This is a genomic window from Janthinobacterium sp. 75, from assembly GCF_004365495.1.
Classification (GTDB): Bacteria; Pseudomonadota; Gammaproteobacteria; order Burkholderiales; family Burkholderiaceae_D; genus Janthinobacterium.
Genome location: NZ_SORD01000001.1, coordinates 3,945,165 through 3,961,600 on the forward strand (window position 1 = coordinate 3,945,165; position 16,436 = coordinate 3,961,600).

The 16,436-nt window shown below is 61.7% G+C and carries 17 protein-coding genes; 4 read left to right on the forward strand and 13 right to left on the reverse strand.

Annotated features, from left to right (window positions below; translation table 11 throughout):
* Window positions 1-116: 116 nt before the first annotated feature.
* Together C8C89_RS18000 and C8C89_RS18005 are read right to left on the reverse strand one after the other, a co-directional pair.
* Complete coding sequence (locus C8C89_RS18000) at window positions 117-869, reverse strand: LytTR family DNA-binding domain-containing protein (protein ID WP_133991512.1); 753 nt, start codon at window positions 867-869, stop codon at window positions 117-119.
* On the reverse strand, window positions 866-1,960 hold the full coding sequence (locus C8C89_RS18005) for a histidine kinase (RefSeq protein ID WP_166674786.1): 1,095 nt from the start codon (window positions 1,958-1,960) through the stop codon (window positions 866-868). The genes C8C89_RS18000 and C8C89_RS18005 overlap by 4 nt, the downstream gene beginning before the upstream one ends.
* 210 nt (window positions 1,961-2,170) lie before the next feature.
* On the opposite strand from C8C89_RS18005, the gene C8C89_RS18010 reads away from it, so the two are divergent.
* Window positions 2,171-3,178: a formylglycine-generating enzyme family protein gene (locus C8C89_RS18010; protein WP_166674787.1), complete on the forward strand. Its 1,008-nt coding sequence runs from the start codon at window positions 2,171-2,173 to the stop codon at window positions 3,176-3,178.
* Between the two features lie 31 nt (window positions 3,179-3,209).
* Here C8C89_RS18010 and C8C89_RS18015 read toward each other — a convergent pair whose 3' ends face one another.
* On the reverse strand, window positions 3,210-3,548 hold the full coding sequence (locus tag C8C89_RS18015; protein WP_243858072.1) for a cupredoxin domain-containing protein: 339 nt from the start codon (window positions 3,546-3,548) through the stop codon (window positions 3,210-3,212).
* Window positions 3,549-3,607: 59 nt separating this feature from the next.
* On the opposite strand from C8C89_RS18015, the gene C8C89_RS18020 reads away from it, so the two are divergent.
* On the forward strand, window positions 3,608-4,168 hold the full coding sequence (locus C8C89_RS18020; protein ID WP_133991520.1) for an anti-sigma factor: 561 nt from the start codon (window positions 3,608-3,610) through the stop codon (window positions 4,166-4,168).
* A gap of 27 nt (window positions 4,169-4,195) precedes the next feature.
* Here C8C89_RS18020 and C8C89_RS18025 read toward each other — a convergent pair whose 3' ends face one another.
* The 5 genes from C8C89_RS18025 to C8C89_RS18045 all read right to left on the reverse strand — a co-directional run bounded on the left by C8C89_RS18025 (window position 4,196) and on the right by C8C89_RS18045 (window position 10,962).
* A complete protein-coding gene (locus C8C89_RS18025; RefSeq protein ID WP_133991522.1) occupies window positions 4,196-5,248 on the reverse strand; it encodes an alpha/beta hydrolase in 1,053 nt (350 codons plus the stop codon).
* A gap of 83 nt (window positions 5,249-5,331) precedes the next feature.
* On the reverse strand, window positions 5,332-5,949 hold the full coding sequence (locus tag C8C89_RS18030) for an HAD-IC family P-type ATPase (protein WP_243858074.1): 618 nt from the start codon (window positions 5,947-5,949) through the stop codon (window positions 5,332-5,334).
* Window positions 5,950-6,034: 85 nt separating this feature from the next.
* Window positions 6,035-7,354 (reverse strand): amidase, encoded by a 1,320-nt coding sequence (locus C8C89_RS18035; RefSeq protein ID WP_133991524.1) that lies wholly within the window; start codon window positions 7,352-7,354, stop codon window positions 6,035-6,037.
* Between the two features lie 18 nt (window positions 7,355-7,372).
* On the reverse strand, window positions 7,373-8,515 hold the full coding sequence (ampC, locus tag C8C89_RS18040; protein WP_133991526.1) for a CMY2/MIR/ACT/EC family class C beta-lactamase: 1,143 nt from the start codon (window positions 8,513-8,515) through the stop codon (window positions 7,373-7,375).
* A 164-nt stretch (window positions 8,516-8,679) separates the two neighbouring features.
* Window positions 8,680-10,962 carry a heavy metal translocating P-type ATPase gene (locus C8C89_RS18045; RefSeq protein WP_133991528.1) on the reverse strand — a complete coding sequence of 761 codons (2,283 nt, stop codon included), beginning with the start codon at window positions 10,960-10,962 and terminating at the stop codon, window positions 8,680-8,682.
* Between the two features lie 98 nt (window positions 10,963-11,060).
* Here C8C89_RS18045 and cadR point away from each other — a divergent pair, with 98 nt between their 5' ends.
* A complete protein-coding gene (gene cadR, locus C8C89_RS18050; RefSeq protein WP_034787498.1) occupies window positions 11,061-11,492 on the forward strand; it encodes a Cd(II)/Pb(II)-responsive transcriptional regulator in 432 nt (143 codons plus the stop codon).
* A gap of 12 nt (window positions 11,493-11,504) precedes the next feature.
* On the forward strand, window positions 11,505-12,587 hold the full coding sequence (locus C8C89_RS18055) for a hypothetical protein (RefSeq protein ID WP_133991530.1): 1,083 nt from the start codon (window positions 11,505-11,507) through the stop codon (window positions 12,585-12,587).
* Here the strand turns inward: C8C89_RS18055 and C8C89_RS18060 are convergent.
* From C8C89_RS18060 to C8C89_RS18080, 5 genes are all read right to left on the reverse strand, one after another.
* Entirely contained in the window at window positions 12,584-14,134 is a 1,551-nt protein-coding gene (locus C8C89_RS18060) for a methyl-accepting chemotaxis protein (protein WP_243858076.1), read from the reverse strand. The two genes, C8C89_RS18055 and C8C89_RS18060, sit on opposite strands and share 4 nt — an antisense overlap.
* Window positions 14,135-14,205: 71 nt before the next feature.
* Window positions 14,206-14,673, reverse strand: coding sequence for a cache domain-containing protein (locus C8C89_RS18065; protein ID WP_133991532.1), 468 nt, complete (start codon window positions 14,671-14,673; stop codon window positions 14,206-14,208).
* Between the two features lie 227 nt (window positions 14,674-14,900).
* A complete protein-coding gene (locus C8C89_RS18070) occupies window positions 14,901-15,341 on the reverse strand; it encodes a hypothetical protein (RefSeq protein ID WP_208327722.1) in 441 nt (146 codons plus the stop codon).
* A 7-nt stretch (window positions 15,342-15,348) separates the two neighbouring features.
* Complete coding sequence (locus C8C89_RS18075; RefSeq protein ID WP_133991534.1) at window positions 15,349-15,771, reverse strand: hypothetical protein; 423 nt, start codon at window positions 15,769-15,771, stop codon at window positions 15,349-15,351.
* Between the two features lie 67 nt (window positions 15,772-15,838).
* On the reverse strand, window positions 15,839-16,390 hold the full coding sequence (locus C8C89_RS18080) for a DUF4142 domain-containing protein (RefSeq protein ID WP_133991536.1): 552 nt from the start codon (window positions 16,388-16,390) through the stop codon (window positions 15,839-15,841).
* Window positions 16,391-16,436 lie beyond the last annotated feature (46 nt).

The following is a 16,436-nucleotide window of genomic DNA, read 5'->3' on the forward strand; positions in this document are numbered from 1 at the left end:
AAACGGCGGGCCAGTTGCATTTTCGTACCTCGGACCCGCAGTTGGCTGAGGGCAAGACTTGCCAGATCGACGCCAGGACGACCTCCGGCGACGTCAGCGCTACTTGGTAGCTGGAGCTACATGGCCCTGAACAGGTGGACGAAAGCGCGGCTCACGGGCAGCTCGCCCGCATGGTCGCGCATGCGCAGGAACAAACGGCTGGCGTCGTCGCGGCGCGTGCCGTCCAGCCAGGCCAGGTTGATCAGAGTGGAGCGGTGCACTTGCCAGAATTGTTCCGGATCAAGTTGGTTGGCCAGTTCCGTGATGGGCGTGCGTATCAGGAATTCGCCGTCCACGCTGGCGACGACCGTGTACTTGTCGTCGGCATGAAAAAAGCGCACCTTGGCCACGTCGAGGTGGTGCGTGCGCTCGCCCCGGGACGCGAGTATGTAGCGCAGCCGGGGGCGGACAGGGCAGGGCGCGGCCGTCAGTTGCTGCAGCGCCTGTGCCATGGCCGCACTGGCGGGAGGCAAGGGCGCCACCGACCGCAAGCGCGCCACGGTTCGGGCCAGCCGTTCGATGGTGAGGGGTTTCAATACGTAATCGAGCGCCGCGTGCTCGAAGGCTTGCAGGGCAAATTCGTCGTAGGCCGTGACGAATACCACGCGGGTATGGCCTTCGATGCCTTGCGCCACCTCCAGTCCGGTCAGTCCCGGCATCTGGATATCGAGGAAGGCGATATCGGGTTCCAGCTCGGCGATGCAGGCGGCGGCCTCGACGCCATTGCGCGCCATATGAATGATCTGCAAGTCCGGCCACAGGGCCAGCAGCTGGTCGCGCAGGTAGAGCGCCAAGTGCGGTTCATCGTCCGCGATCAGGGCGCGCATCATGCCGCTGCCTGCACTGCGGGGGCGCCGGCGGCGCGCTGGTAGGGCAGCTCCAGCACGGCTTCGACGCCAGGCCCAATCTCGCGCTCACGCAGGCTCAGGCTGGCGGCGGCGCCGAACTGAGCCTGCAGGCGCGACCGCAGATTGGCCAGCGCCAGGCCGCCACCCGCACGGCGTGGCTTGCCGGGCGCCGTCAAGCCCACGCCGTCGTCAAGCACGCGGATTTCCAGGCGGCCCGCGTGCACTGCCGCATGCACGACGACGCTGCCGCCGTCCAGCCTGGGCGCCAGTCCGTGCTGGACGGCGTTCTCGACTAGCGGCTGCAGCATCAGCGTGGGCATGCGGGCCAGGCGCGCCTCCGCGCTGGCGTCGATGCGGAAACGCAGGCGCTCATCCATGCGTATTTGTAACAATGAAAGATACTGGCTCGCCATGTCGAGTTCCGCGTCCAGGGTGCTGTCGCCCTGGCGCAGCTGGGCCAGGCTGGCGCGCAGATAGCTGGAAAACATTTCCAGCATGCGTTTCGCGCGCGGCGGGTCGTAGTCCATCAGGCTCTGGATATTCGCCAGGGTATTGAACAGCAGGTGCGGCTCGATCTGGCCCTGCAGCAGGCGCAGGTGCGCATCCGTCACCTCGGTTTGCAGCTGCTGCTGGCGCAGGCGCGAACGCCACCAGGCCCAGTTGGCCGCCATCACAAACAGGATGAACACGGCAAACTTGGTCAGCGCGGCAGGCAGGGAGACGAACATGCCCCACACCTTGAAACCCACCAGTATCGGGACGATGGTGAAACCGATGCTCATGCCGACGATAATGCCGCCCAGGGCCAGCGCGCCCAGACCCATGCCGGCGCGCAAGTCGCGCACGTTCGACATGCGCTCGACGAGCGGCGCCGGCAGGCAGCGCTCGGCAAGGCGCAGCACGCCAAACAGGGTATGCACGATGCACAGGCAGATGCCGATGTTCGGCAGCAGCGACGCCCACCACCAGAGCGGCCGGTCGACCCGGCCGAAGATGGCCACGATGGCCATCAGGGCCAATGCCAGGGCCACACCGATCAGGGAAACGACCAGCAGGCGGCTCAGGGTGGACACATCGTGCCGGGGGCGCAGTTCCCAAAGTGAATGCCAGCCCTGTGCCAAAGTCGTTTTTCTGATCATGGGCATAGTGTAGCGGCCCGTTGCCTGATTGACCAGAACATGGCTTGCCATTCATCGGCCCTATTGTCGATTCGTCGCATGCGCACCGCCATCCTCTGGCCGAACTGTCAATCTGTGTTTTCACCCACCGATTACAGGAGCCACATGAAGCACATCACGCTTATCTTTGCCTGCGCCATCTTTTGCAGCGCCCAGGCCGACGCCGCACCCATCCTCCCGCCCATGGCCAGTATTCCCGCCGGTGTGTTTACCATGGGCAGCACGGAGCCGCGCATCGGCGACGGCAGCCACAATCCGGCCGAGGGGCCGCCCCACGAAGTGCGCGTGGCCGCATTCCGACTGGCAAAATACGAGACGACGGTGGCGCAGTTCCGGCAATTTGTTGCAGCCACCGGTTATCGGGCGGCTGGCGAATGTTGGGCATTCGACCGCACTGACGGCATCGCGCAAAAGGAGTCGGGCTGGAACGCCCCCGCGCATGCGCCAACGGACTATCACCCCGTCATCTGCGTGAGCTGGAACGACGCGACGGCCTATGTGCAATGGCTGGCGCGGGAAACGGGCCGCCCATTCCGCCTGCCCAGCGAGGCGGAATGGGAATACGCGGCGCGCGCCGGCACCAGCACGAAATACTCGTCCGGTGATCATCCCGAGCAGTTATGTACCTACGCCAATATGAAAGACCGGCGCTTCAAGGCAGCGGCCCTGCGCGATCATGGCCTCGACATGCTGGTCACCGATTGCGACGATGGCGCCGAGTACACGGCTGTCGTGGGCATGTATGCGCCCAACGGCTACGGCCTGCACGACATGATGGGCAATGTGGCCGAGTGGGTGGCCGATTGCCAGCACCCCGATTACCGGGGGGCGCCCGCCGATGGCGCGGCCTGGATCCGGGGCTGCGAAGCGGAAGGCGATTATTTCATCACGCGGGGCGGCAGCTATTCTTCCTCGCGCCAGGTGCTGCGTAGCGCCGCGCGCGGGCATGGCGGGCGCGGCAATGCCAGCAGCCTGGGCGAAGGCTTCCGAATCGCCGAGGACACGGGCAGCTGCATGGCCAGCGCCTGCACCGAGGGCGACGCCGCCTTCGTCGAGGCGCTGGCATCGGCGCGGCAGGCGCAACGCGGTGCCGGGGGGCGGCCGCCTGAATGACGATTTGAACAATCGCCGCTCATCGCACCACTTAGTCCGTGACGATGATTTCTCCGTCCATCAGTTCGTGGCCGCTGCCACAAAAATTGTCGCATAGGAAAGCGTATTCACCGGCCTGGCCGGGTGTCAGCCGCACTTGCGTGAGCTGGCCCGGCATCAGATCGGCACGGATTTTCATGTCCGGGATGAAAAAACCATGGATGAAATCGATGGCCGTGAACGCCAGCACCACGGGCTCATCCTTCTTCAAGGTGATTTCGCTTGGCGTGTAAACGAATTTTTTCGCCTGGATGTTAATGATCCGTTCCAACGCGGCACCTTCCTTGACTTCCTGGGCATCGATGGCGGCCACCGTCAGCAGCGCGCCCAATTTTACCTGCTTGTCCAGGTCGCTCTTCAGCCATTCCAGCTGGCTGTCGCCGATAGGCGATGAAGACGCCGCGTCGGCGACAATGGGCGCAACTGCCGTGGCCTTGGATCAATCTTGCTCTTGCAGCCGCCAGCACGGCGGCCTTTGCCGTTACTCTGGCGCTGTATCTGTCCGTGCCATCGGATGCGGAACGGCTGGACCAGGAGATCGTGGCCAGCCATTTCCGTTCGCTGATGCCCGATCACCTGGCCGACGTGGCGTCATCCGACCAGCACACCGTCAAGCCATGGTTCAGCGGCAAGCTCAATTTTTCACCACCCGTAGTTGACCTGGCGCAAGCCGGCTTCCCATTGGTCGGTGGGCGCCTCGACTATATCAAGGAGCGTCCCGTCGCCGCGCTCACACATCGCCGCGATCAACATGTGCTGAACCTGTATGTCTGGCGTGACAAGGCGCAGCGAGAAGCGCCGCGACGCCTGACCGTGAAGCAGGGCCATCACTTGATACGCTGGAGCCGGTCCGGCATGGAGTACAGGCTCATCTCGGACCTCAATGTGCCGGAGCTGATGGACTTCGAGCGCCAGTTCACGGCGCAAATCGACAAGGACGGTTTGCCGTGAATGCGCCGCGCCGGGCGTTCTACTTGACTACTTAAGTAAAGGCGCCACCTTGTCGCGCAAGATCGTCCATTGTGCATCGAGCACGGCCTGGTTGGGGTCGTGGCCGGCCCGTTTCACCAGGGTAAAACTCTTGTAGGGCGCCGTGATGCTGTCGAAATACGTGTGTGCGATGGCGGGCGAGGTCAGCAGGTCCGCTTCGCCCATGATGAAGAAGACGGGCAGCTCAAAGCGCATGCCCAGCGCGGGCAGGTCGACCCTGGCGAACATGCCGTCGCCGCGCATGCCGATGAACTGGATATACGAGTAATCGTCGGAAGCCTCGGCATCGGCCAGCGCTTGCGGCGTGGCGTAGAACGGCGCCGGCTGCCACCAGTGTTTTGGCGGCGCATCCGTTGCCAGGGCTTCATATTTTCGGTCGTAGCGGCGCAAGATGCCGAAGTTGCGCGGGTCCGTCCATGGTGGCGCACCGAGCGCCGCCAGCTTGTCCACCGTGGTCGTATCGCCGGCCGCTTGCGCCAGCGCAAGCACTTCCCGGTACATGCCAGTCTCGTTGGCCCGCGCATTGATTACCTGCGCCGTGCCAATGTATGCGTGGAACAAGTCGGGGCGCGCCCTGGCCATGTGCACGCCCAGGATGGAGCCCCAGGAACTGCCCATCAGAATGACTTTCTGCTGGCCCAGATGCTGTTCGACATAGCGGGCGACAGCAATGCCGTCGTCACGCATCTGTTCCACCGTCAAGGGTACGTCGTCTGTGGGCCGCTGTTTCGCATACGTCATGCCCGCGCCGCGCTGGTCCCACTGTACCAGGGTGTAGTGGCGTTCCCAGCCCGCATAGATGGCGTCCGCGTAAGGGCTCAAGGCATTGCCGGGACCGCCATGGATGAACAGGATCACGGGATTGCCGCAGGCGGCTCCCGTGACCGTGATCCATTGCTCGATGCCATTGATGGCCACGTAACCCTGTTCGCGCACGGGCTGCGCGGGCGAGGCGCAGATGCTGCCGGCGGGTTCGGCATGCAAGCTGGTGCTGGACAACAGCAGGCCGGACAGCAGGGCCAGGCGGAAGGTGGGTTGCATCGGCTATTGTGGGATTGTTGTGAAAAGCCCCAAAGTAGCGTTTTTTACCACACTTGTCCAGATGGAAATATTTTTCCAGTAATTTAAGGGCGCTTGCCATGACGCAGCAAGCGCAGCCCGTTGGCTACCACCAGCAGGCTGGCGCCCACGTCCGCGAACACGGCCATCCACAGGGTGGCCATGCCGGCCAGGGCCAGGCCGAAGAAGACGGCCTTGATGCCGATGGCAAAGCCGATGTCCGCCTGCGCCAGCGCCGGGGCGTCGTTGACGCCGTCGCCCAGCATGGCCACCACGCCAAACTGCTGCTGCAAGGCATTGATTTCATCGAGCTTGTTTTCCGGCAGCAATTCCGCCTTGACCAGGTTCACGCCAACTTCTTCGCAGATGCGCTGCGCCGTCAACAGCTTATCTCCCGTCAGCATCACGGTGGTCACGCCCAAGGCATTCAATTTGGCGATGGCGGCGGGCGCCGTCGGGCGCAGCACGTCGGCCACGGCAATCACGCCCAGCGCACCGGCTGGCGTGGCCAGCACCATGGCCGTGTAGGCTTGCTGTTCCAACTGCGCCAGGATGGCTTGCAATTCCAGCGACAAGAGATTCAATTCCGTCATCAGGCGCGCATTACCCAGATAATAGGTTTGGCCAACGATCGTGCCTTGCACGCCCCGCCCATGCAGGGCGGCAAACTGATCGGCCACCATCCGCCACCTGCATCTGCGGGCGCGTCGCGCAGCTATTCCGCTCGACGCTTGAGCAGCGGCGCCACCTTGTCTGGAGCATAGCATTTCACAACGGCGCGCCGCCAAAGGCCTGCTCAATCACAAGAGCCACGGCAAGCGCACGATCCTCCCGCCAAGGACCGGCAATTACCTGAACACCTATCGGCAAACCATTGCTTGACTTAGTAACAGGGATAGCTACCACCGGATAACCGGTCAGGCTGTACGGAGCCGTGAAGATGACACTCCCTTCATCCTCGCCCGTTAAGGCGGCGGTACGTTCAGCAATCGGACAAATAATAATATCGACGTCATTCATGAACCTCAGCAGGGAGCGTCGATACTTGTCCCACGCGAAAAGATGCTGTTCCACCCGGTCCGCGCTAAGCGTCGACACCATGGAGTTGACCTGCCACTCATCCCATGATCCCGATTCAGGTCGCGCCCAGTAATCGCGGGTAATAGCCATCGCTTCGATTGATAGAGGCGGCGCCATTTCCTGAACTTGGCAACCGGACTTCTCCAGTAGTTTCGCTACATTTTGCACCGCCTGCACGATCTCTTGAGCAACGGGAGCAACGTTGAGCGCCTCATCAACCGAGGTATAAAATGCCACCCTCAAACCAGGAATGGCCACGTCCATCGCTGAACTTAACGGTACTGGCATTACGCTTGGATCTACGCCGTCCTCGCCAGCTATTATGTTCAGCGCCAAGCACAAATCCTGGACACTTCTGGCCATTGGACCGATAACTGTTCTCGGATCGGCCAAGGGATTAATCTGAGGAAAATGCCCGGTCAGTGGAACTCTTCCTGAAGTCGGCTTTAACCCGGTAATGCCACAATACCCCGCCGGCTGGCGAATGGAACCGCCCGAGTCGCTTCCAATACCAAGTGGGCTGGCGTAGGCAGCAATAAGGGCTGCTTCTCCACTGCTGGAACCTCCCGGACTGGCGCCAACTTGATGGGGATTGCATACTCGGCCATACATCTCAGCCTCAACCAACACCGCACTTTTCGCCAGAACAATCCCACCGGCTTGCCTCAATCGTCTCACCACCGTCGCATCCTGCGCTGGGACCCGTTTAGCATACTTGATGTCTCCCCCGGCACAGGGCATCCCCGCGACATCGATCCAGTCCTTCACCGTAAAAGGCACACCATGCAATGTCCCTTTGATTTTCCCGCCAGCAAGCTGCTGATCAAGTATGCGAGCCTCTTTCAACGCTCCTTCCCAGCGAATGAATGCTGCCGCATTGAGCGCTGGCTGAAGTTGCACCATATTTTCCCAATGGGCATAAACCACTTGCTCGGACGTTAATTCTTGGCGCGCGATTAGTGTCGATAGCTCGGAGGCTGTTTTTTTTAGGATTGATTGATTAGACATTCATTAATTGTCAAAAATTCACTGTAGTGCCTGAAGAATACGGTAAGCCGCTTCAACACGCACGGGATTAGGATAGCTTTTGTTCGCCAGCATCACGATGCCGATTTTCTTTTCAGGAATGAAGGCCACATAGCTGCCAAACCCGCCGGTTGAGCCGGTTTTATGTACCCAAGTGGCTAGTGACACTGGCGCTGGCGGTTTAATTTCTGTGGCGCTCAGCGGTGCCAGTGCGACTTTATTATCGCTACCGCCGACCAAGTTTTTTGCTTGCATCGGCCAGTCCAGTATTTCCCAGCCCAGACCCTGGTACATATTACCCACATGCCAGTAGCGTGACTGAGCAAGCATCATTCCCTTTTGCAGCGAGGTTTCACTTACTTCAGATGGCGTCATGTTTAGCTGCACCCAGCTTGCCATATCCTCGATCGACGATTTCACGCCGTAGGCTTCCGCATCCAGCATGCCCGGAGAAACGTGAACAGCTTTCCCATCGCGATAGCCCCAGGCATAGTGCTTTTCTTCCTGCTGCGGAACGTGTATCCAGGTATGTTTTAATTTCAAGGGCTGGAACACGCGTTTGAGCATCGCCTGCTCAAAGGTCATGCCTGACGGCTTGACAGCCAGCATGCCGAACAATCCAATACTCGTGTTCGCATAAAGCCGCTTTACGCCAGGTGGCCACTGCGGCTGCCAGGCTTGATAATAATTCTGCAGCGACGCTTCATCGCTAACCTCATCGGGAACCTGCAGCGGCAAGCCACCGGCAGTATAAGTCGCCAGATGCTGCAAACTGATCTTTTCCCATTGTTTACCCGAAAGTGCTGGCCAGTATTTGCTCGCCGGATCGCTAAGGCTGATTTCGCCACGGGCAACGGCATCACCGCCTAATACACCGGTGAACGTTTTACTGACCGACCCGAGCTCGAACAATGTCTGTTGCGTGACGGGCTGCTTGCTTGCGATATTTGCCATTCCCCAAGTGAAGTAGTAAGGCCGGCCATGATAAATTACTGCCACCGCCATGCCCGGAACGGCCTGCTCTTTCATCAACGGCATAACAGTGCGATTGACAAGCTCGGCTATCTGTTTTTCCGTTTGTGGTGCCGCACACGCGGAACCTGACATGGCAAGCAGAACTGCACAGGAAAGGGCGGTTTTCATCTTGGCTATTTTCCTTAATTAAGAAGTAAGAAGGGCGGCTGTATTATGTGCGCTCGACAGGCAAGCCTCAGAAATGACACCGGCTGCCCTGGCGGCGCTAAAGTATAGCCGCCAAGCCAGCGCTCCTCCCACACTTATCCAGATGGAAATATTTTCCCAGCAATTTAAGGGCGCTTGCCATGACGCAGCAAGCGCAGACCGTTGGCTACCACCAGCAGGCTGGCGCCCACGTCCGCGAAGACGGCCATCCACAGGGTCGCCGTACCGGCCAGGGCCAGGCCGAAGAAGACGGCCTTGATGCCGATGGCGAAGCTGATGTTTTGCACGAGAATGCTGCGCGTGCGCTGGCTCAGGCTGATGAATTCAGGCAATTTGCCCAGTTCATCATCCATCAGGGCGACGTCCGCCGTTTCGATGGCCGTGTCGCTGCCGGCTGCGCCCATGGCAAAGCCGATGTCGGCCTGCGCCAGGGCCGGGGCGTCGTTGACGCCGTCGCCCAGCATGGCCACCACGCCGAATTGCTGCTGCAAGGCCTTGATTTCATCGAGTTTGTTTTCCGGCAATAATTCCGCCTTGACCAGGCTGACGCCCACCTCGGCGCCGATGCGCTGCGCCGTCAGCAAATTGTCTCCCGTCAGCATCACGGTGGTCACGCCCAGGGCATTCAGTCTGGCGATGGCGGACGCCGCCGTGGAGCGCAGCACGTCGGCCACGGCGATCACGCCCAAGGCGCCGGCTGAGGTGGACAGCACCATGGCCGTGTACGCTTGCTGTTCCAGCCGCGCCAGGATGGCTTGCAGTTCCGGTGTCAAAACCTTCAATTCCGCCATCAGGCGCGCATTGCCCAGATAATAGGTCTGGCCAGCGATATCGCCTTGCACGCCGCGTCCATGCAGGGCGGCAAACTGGGTGACAGGCAAGTGGCTGCTGGCGGGCGGACCGGCCTTGACGATGGCGGCAGCCAACGGGTGGGCCGAATTGGCGTCCAGGCTGGCGGCCAGCAGCAGGATGGCGTCGCGGTTGCTGCCGTCCATGGCCACCACGTCCGTGACGGCCGGTTTGCCCATGGTCAGGGTGCCCGTCTTGTCGACGGCGATTGCCTTTAGGCGGTAGCCCGTTTCCAGGAATTGCCCGCCTTTTACCAGGATGCCGCGACGCGCAGCCGCCGTCAGGCCGCTGACCACCGTCACCGGCGTGGAAATGACCAGCGCGCACGGGCAGGCGATCACCAGCATCACCAACGCTTTATAGACCCAGGCCATGAAGGGCTGACCCAGCAGCAGTGGCGGCAGCACGGCCACGAGGATGGCGAACACGACCACGGCCGGCGTGTAATAGCGGGCGAAGTTATCGACAAAGCGCTGCGTGGGCGCCTGTTTTCCCTGGGTTTCCTCGATCACCTTGACGATTTTGGCCAGGGTGCTGTTGCCGCTGTTGGCTGTCACCGTGACGTCGAGCAAGCCCCGCTCATTGATGGTGCCCGCATACACGACATCGCCCACGGCCTTGTCCACCGGCATGCTTTCGCCCGTGATCGGCGCCTGGTTGACGGACGATGCGCCGCTGGCCACCACGCCATCGAGCGCGATGCGTTCGCCCGGCTTGACGCGCATCAAGGTGCCGATGGCAACCGTGGCGACGGATACTGGCTGCCAGGCGCCGCTGGCGTCGGCGACCGTCGCCGTGTCGGGCGCCAGTTGCATCAGGCTGTGCACGGCGTTGCGTGCGCGGTTCAGGGACAAGCCTTCGATCAGCTCGGCAATGGCGAACAGGAAGATGACCATGGCCGCTTCCGGCCACTGGCCGATGGCGATGGCGCCAAACACCGCTAGGCTCATCAGGAAATTGATGTTCAGAGTGAAGGTTTTCAGGGCAATCCAGCCCTTCTTCAGGGTCGGCCAGCCGCCCGTGGCGATCGACAGCAGGGCCAGGGCGATGACGAGGGGCGAACTGTCTTCATGCGTGGTCCACGCCAGCGCCTCGGCGCCGGCAGCAGCCAGGCCGGAGACGACCAGCAAGCCTTTCTGCAGGCCGCTAAGGCTGCCTTCGTTCGGATCGCGCGCGACGACGGCGTCCGCCTCCATGGGAATCGCCTGCATGCCGATGCCGTGCAGCGCCGCTTCCACCGTGGCCAGCGACGGCAAGGTGTGGTGCACGTCCAGCACGCGGTTCATCAGGTTGAAATCGAGGCCCACCACGCCGCTCATATTGGCCAGCTTGTTGCGGATCAAACGCTCTTCCGTGGGGCAATCCATGTTGGCAATCTGGTATTTGGCCGTGCTCGCGCCAGCGATGGGAGCGCTGGGCAGGACAGGCGCGGAGTCGCCAGCGGGGGCGGCGTGGCTGTGTGAGCAGCAGCCGCCGTGGCTAGGCTTGGCATTTTGCGCAGGCTTGTGCTCGTGCTCGTGGTCATGGTCGTGCGCGTGGTTATGGCTATCGTGCGGCATCGCATCATCCTTCAGGATTGGTGTATGCTTCCATTAGAAACCCTGTAGCCGCTACAGGGTCAAGCAGAATTTGCACGAAAGAATGAAAAGGGGATGCCATGCGTATCGGAGAACTGGCCAAACGGACAGATTGTGACGTGGAAACCGTGCGTTACTATGAAAAGGCGGGCTTGCTGCAGGAACCGGGGCGCAACAGCGCCGGCTACCGCGAATACCGCGAAGAACACCAGGAACGGCTGCAGTTCATCCGCCATTGCCGCTCCCTGCAGATCGGCTTGACGGATATCCGCGCCTTGCTGGAGTTCAAGAACAATCCGGCCGAAGGTTGTCAAAGCGTCAATGAATTGCTCGACCACCATATCTTGCGCATTGCCGAACAGATGGCGAATTTGCAAACCCTGCAGCAGCAACTGGTGACCCTGCGCCACCAATGTGACCAGCCGCAGCCGTCGCAAGACTGCGCCATCCTGCAAAACCTGTCCGAGGCGGCCAGCGGCCACGACTGCGCCTGCCATACCGAACTCCATTGAACCGATGACTGCATGCTGAAACTGCTACCTGGAAGAACTCTGCTGACCTTATCCCTGCTGTCGCCGCTAAGCCATGCGGCCGATCCGCCTGCCGCTGCTGGCCATTACCTGACCCTGTACGCCGTGCCCGGCGTGCCGCAGGACGATGACCCGTACACCTGGAGCACGGCTGGCGGCAAGCAGCTGACGAAGGGGGTGACGAAGGCCGATGGCCGCGCCTATGTCAAGGCGGAGGAGGGCGAAGAAAACTATATCCTGAAAACCGTCAGCATGCGCTGGCAGCTGAAGGTCCCCGCGCAATGCTGGCTGGGCGCCCCTGACGCCTTCCAGCAATGCATGCAACTGGCCAAAACCACGAGCCGCTATGACGAAGAGCAGGATGCGCTCAAGCTGGCGGAGCAGCAGAAGGACGCCAAGATGCAGGCCAGGATCGCCGCCTATGCGGTGGCGGCAAGGGCCAACGACGATGCACTGGCCTGGCTGGGGCGCCTGCCGTCGAGCTGGACCCTGGAAGGCTATGGCAAGCGCCTGCTGGGCATAGGCGACAAGGTTGCCGCGCAGATTAGCAACGCGCTCAAGGATGGTCGGCCAGAGGCGCGCCAGTTCGTCTGCCGCGCACCCGGCCACTACGGCCCCGTGCCGGACCAGGCCGCCGTTGACGCCTGGATAGGCGCGCCGCGCGCCGTGCGCAGCGTACGCTCCGGCCCCGCCTGGGATGCGCTGGTGGCGGCTGGCGCAAAGGGCAACTGGATGGCCCGATTGGAACTGTATTACACCCTGTCCGGCGTCAATGTCAGCGAATTGACGCTGCTGGAACAGTACCGCATCGTGCAATTGATGGAATGGCTGCACAAGAAACAGGTCGGCGGCTTGTATAGTTACTTCAGCGCCAGTATGCCTGCCGCGCCCGGCAATTCCCGCAGCGCCACCTGGCGCCTGCAGGACCAGGCCTCGCTGTATGCGGCCATGCTGGGCAGTTACGATGACCAGAACAGCAGGGGCAGCATCTTGCAGGCGGACCCGGACCCCGCGCTGGCTGAGGCGGGCAATAAGATGCTGGCCTGCGCCAAGGCCGCGTTGCCGCAACGCCACTAACGCGGCAACAGCGGCGGGCCGCCATCGCCCAGGCGGAAGGCGTCGACTACCCTGAGCAAATCATGCGCCTGGTCCTGCATGCTTTGCGCGGCAGCGGCCGATTGCTCGACCAGGGCGGCATTGCGCTGGGTCAATTCGTCCATTTCCGTGATGGCATTGTTGACTTCCTCGATGCCCTTGCTCTGGCGCTGGCTGGCCGCCGTGATGTCGTTCATGATCGCCGTCACCTGCTGGACGGACGCGACGATGTCGCCCATGGTGCGCCCGGCGCTGTCGGCCAGCTCGCTGCCCGTTTCTATCCTGGCAACGGAATCCTCGATCAGCTGCTTGATTTCGCGCGCCGCCGTGGCCGAGCGCTGGGCCAGGCCCCGCACTTCGGTGGCGACGACGGCAAAGCCGCGCCCCTGTTCGCCCGCGCGCGCCGCTTCCACGGCCGCGTTCAGGGCAAGGATGTTGGTCTGGAAGGCAATGCCGTCGATGACGGCGATGATATCGACGATGCGCCCGGAACTGGCCTTGATCGAACCCATGGTCTCGACTACCTGGCCCACCACGCGGCCGCCTTCCAGCGCCACGTTCGAGGTCGACAGCACCATTTGGTTGGCCTGGTGCGCATGGCTGGCGTTTTCGCGCACGGTATCGGTCAGGGCATGCATGGAGGTTGCCGTTTCCTGCAAGGAATGGGCTTGCGACTCCGTGCGGGCCGACAAGTCAGCATTGCCCAGCGCGATTTCGCTCGCTTCCACCGTGATGGTGGAGCCCGCCTGGCGTATCTCGCCCAATAAGGTACTCCAGTTTTTCACCACGGTAGCCAGTGCCCGCGACAGCTTGCCCACCTCGTCGTCGCCCCGGGCATCGATGCGCATGGTCAGGTCGCCGGCGGCCAGGCTTTCGGCGGCGCGGTACGCTTCGTCGATGGGGCCGACCACGGAGCGCGCCACCCAGATGGCGATCAGGGCCAGCAGGGCAAAGCCGATGGCCATGGTGCCCAGCGACAGCCAGCCGGCGCGCTGGCCCGCATTTTTTGTCTCCTGCAGCGCATCGACAGTGCGATGGTCGAGATTGAGCAGCACCTGGTGCAGCTGCCCGCGCACCTGCTGGTAGTGCGTGGCGGCATTTTGCATCGCTGCCACACCCGTATTCGGGTCCATCGAGGCCAGATCCAGTGCCTGCGCCACGCTGGCTCGGTAGCGCTCGACGCCCGGCAGGGCCTGGCTTGCTTCCGTGGCCGCGCCAGAAAATTTCTTGAGTTCCGTCAAGCCTTGCACGATGGCGTTCAGCTGGCCATCCGTTTGCGCGCCGAATTGCTTGAACTGCTCGTCCGACAGACTGGCGGCGATGGCAATCTTCGCATACACGTCGGCATGCACCTGGCCCAGGGCGATAGCTTGCTGGTTGGCAAGCCGCTCGGCCGTCAGGGTGACGTCTTTCAGGTCACGCATGCGCTGCTCGTTCTGCTGCATGGCGAAGTAAGACAAGGCCCCCATGGCCAGCAGGCAAGCCAGAGCGACCACCGGGACGATCAACATCTTCTGTGCGATTTTCATCGGGGCCTGTATCGTTGAGAAATTCGTTGCGAGATCGGTGTGCCGTCGCGCCACTGGCGGCGCGGCGATGGCTACAGGTAGATGCCGCCGCAGACGACGGTTTCGGACAGCTTTTCGCAATACATCACCTTTGGCTCAATCTTCTTGGTTTCCGGATTCGTGAATTTGTATTCCTGCCAGAACGTCCCCTTGCTCCTGGCCAGGTCGACGCGCTCCTTGACGAAAGCCTTGCCGTCGATATCCTTCAGCTCGATCAAGTTCTTGCCCACCATTTTCGGGTTGGCGCCATGCGCGACGACCGTGCCATCGAGTTTGTAGACCACCAGGTACAGGTCGTGCAGGATGAATTGCGGCGACTTGGCCGTGATCTCGCCATACGCCTTGGCGTCGCCGGCGCTCTTGATGTAGGCCACGCCTTTCTTGACCATGGCTTCGGCATCGGGGCGCGTGGCGCCGCCGTCGGCAGCGCTGGCGATGGATGGCAGGGTGGCGGCGGCAAGCATGAGCGACAGGCCAACGGCAGGGGCGAACTTGGACATGAGAATCTCCTTCACATTGCGGCAGGGAAAGCCGGCGGGGAACCGGTGCGGTGGGGTGAATGCTGACGGTTCATGGTAGCGCGATGCCGACGGGCATGCGCTGGTGCAACAGATTTTTTTTCAGATGGGCGTTTTTGCAACGCCACTTGCACCTTGCCACCATGGAGTTTTCAGAGGAGAAAGAGGGCAGCAGACTATCGATACGCTAGTGTGGCATCCACACCGTCCTACCAGCTGGACGGGTCTTCCGCCGCCGCGCGCGCCAGGTCGTCGCGCCAGTCCTGCTGCACCAGGCGGTAGATATCGGCAAAGAAGGCGCGCGGGTCGGCCATCTCATCCCACCGGGCGGGCAGGGCGTAGGTACTCTCCGGGTCATGTTCGAGGATGGCCTGGAAGTCATAATCAGGGTCCTGTAGCGCCTGCGCCAGCACGGCCATCAGCGCATGGCGGTGCCGGTAGCTGAGTTCCTTGTATTGCGACGTGATATCGCGCCGTATCAGCGCCGCGCGCTGGGCAGGATCATTCATGTCCCAGGCGTCCAGTTCCACGCCCAGCGTGTGTTCGCGGTCATACACGTCGAAGGGGCCGAGTAAATGGTACAGCGTGGGTTCATATGGCACGTCGACCCAGGGGCTGCGTAGGCCTGTAGACTTAGATTTCGGCATCATGGCTGGCTTACGCGCACTCGGGCAAGGTCCAGCCTTCATAGCCCATGTCGGTCGGGTAGATGGCGCGGTTCTGGTTCTGGCCCCAGCGGGCATGGTCGAGGATGCCGTCTTCATGCATGTCCAGCACCCATTCCGTGCTTTCCAGCAAGGTGCCATCCTTGTGATAGACACGAAAAAACGTGGAGGTGCTCAGTGCGCGCACGATGGTGTGCGGCACGCCGTTGCCATAGTGCGGCACATAGGTCTTGATCACGCACGTGCCCTGGTCGTTCCACTGCTGGGTATACACGGTGGCATTGCGCGCCGCGCTCACCTTGATGAAGAGCCAGCCTGCCAGCAGGATGAGGAAGAGGATGGCGGCGGCGATCAGGCCGGTTTTCTTGAGTAGCTGCATGAGGTCATGGCGGTGCCAGAAACTGAGTTGCCGCATTGTATGTCAAGACCGGAAGTGCTTGCCGTACAGCACGTACAGCACGCATTTCGCCCCGTATGGTTGCCTATTTCGCCAATGCTGCCTGCAAGGCATTCGCCATATCCAGGTGATGTTGCAACGTTGGCAATGTTTTCGCGGCAAAAGCCTTGATGTCGGGATCGCCGGCTTTCTGGCTGGCATCCGTGAACAGTTTCACGGCCTCCTTGTGCGCGGCGACGCCGATGCTGGCCGCATATTCCTTGTCGAATTGCTGGCCTTCCAGCCGGCCCAGCTTGTCGATCTGTAGCTTGTGCTTCGCGCCGGGCTGGTCGCTGACCGCGATCTGCTTGCTGCTGGCCAGCTGTTTCAGTTCCTCCGCGACTTTCGCGTGTTCCGTCACCATGGCGTCGGCGAATTTCTTCACCTCGGGATTGCTGCTCTTGCTTTGCGCCACCTTGCTGGCGGCGATTTCCGTACTGCCCGCGTCGGCAGCCTTGCTGAGGAATTGCTTGTCGTACGCGCCCGGTGCTGCAGCGGCGATGCTGTTGATGGCGATGCCACTCAACAGCGCCACGGCGGCGCCGATGGCCACGCTTTTCAGGGAGGGGGTACGGGAACTGGTGGTCGAGATGCGCATGGGATGCCTTTCAAGTATGGTTTTTTCTGCAAGCTGATGGCAATGT